The organism is Microbacterium fluvii, assembly GCF_025515205.1.
In the GTDB taxonomy this organism is placed as follows: domain Bacteria; phylum Actinomycetota; class Actinomycetes; order Actinomycetales; family Microbacteriaceae; genus Microbacterium; species Microbacterium fluvii.
In genome coordinates this window covers 1-1,236 of the sequence record NZ_JAOPFX010000005.1, presented here as the reverse complement: position 1 = coordinate 1,236, position 1,236 = coordinate 1, and the positions used below count along the sequence as shown (strand labels likewise).

Genomic DNA, 1,236 nt, shown 5'->3' with positions numbered 1-1,236 from the left:
GGCGGTCTCAAGGGGTCAGTGCAACACCCTGATGTGAGGGGTGTCGATGCTGTTGGTGTTGAGGTCGGTGAAGCGGGGGTTTTGGCGGGGGATCGCGGCGGGGTTGAGTACTGCGGATGCTGCGGCGGCGGTGGGCGCGTCGCGTCAGGGCGCGGAGACATGGTTCCGGGATGCTGGCGGCATGCCGCCGTTGTCTTTGTTCGAGCCTTCTGACCGGTTCCTGACGATCGCGGAGCGGGAACGGATCGCGGTCGGGGTGGGGCGGGGAGAGTCGATCCGGCAGATCGCGGGGGCGATCGGACGGGCGCCGTCAACCGTGCAGCGGGAGTTGAGTCGGAACCGGGGCTCGTCGCCTCGTTACCGGCCGAAGCGGGTGACACGGCCGCCGTCGCAGCCAGTGGTTTACTCACCATCGACCGCGCAGGGACGTGCGGACCGGCGACTGTCGCGGCCGAAGCCATCGAAGCTGTCCACTAACGACCGGTTACGGGCAGAGGTTGAACGGCAGTTGCTGTTGCGACTGTCGCCTCAGCAGATCTCCCACCGGCTCCAGGTCGACTTCCCGGAGGATGAGAGCATGCGGATCTCTCACGAAGCGATCTACCGGTCGCTGTTCGTTCAAGGGCGCGGTGAGCTGCGACGCGAACTCACTCAGGCGCTGCGCTCCGGCCGCGCAGTTCGCAAGCCACGAGCCCGGGCACGACGCGACCCCGCCGGGGGCAGCAAGATCCGGGACATGGTGCTGATCTCCGAACGGCCCGCCGAAGTCGATGACCGTGCCGTCCCGGGACATTGGGAAGGCGACCTCATCATCGGCAAGGACGGGAAGTCGCAGATCGGCACCCTCGTGGAACGGACCACCCGGTTCGTCATCCTGCTGCACCTGCCCCAACAACGCGACGCGCAGACCGTCGCCGACCAGATGATCACCCAGATGCGCCGACTCCCCGACCTGCTGCGACGCTCAGTGACCTGGGACCAGGGCATCGAGATGGCCGCGCACGCCCGGATCACCATCGAAGCAGACCTCCGCGACGGGATCTTCTTCTGCGACCCGCACTCACCCTGGCAACGCGGCAGCAACGAGAACACCAACGGCCTGCTCCGCCAGTACTTCCCGAAAGGCACCGACCTCGCCGGCTACACCGCCGACTACCTCGACTACGTCGCCACCCAACTCAACAACCGGCCACGCATGACCCTCGACTGGAAAACCCCGACCGAAGCCCTCGAACA

1 protein-coding gene is annotated in these 1,236 nt (G+C 66.6%); it reads left to right on the top strand.

Annotated features, from left to right (window positions below; translation table 11 throughout):
• Positions 1-46: 46 nt before the first annotated feature.
• Positions 47-1,236 (top strand): IS30 family transposase (locus OAW74_RS15505; protein WP_417568599.1); only part of this gene is annotated, 1,190 nt, incomplete at its 3' end.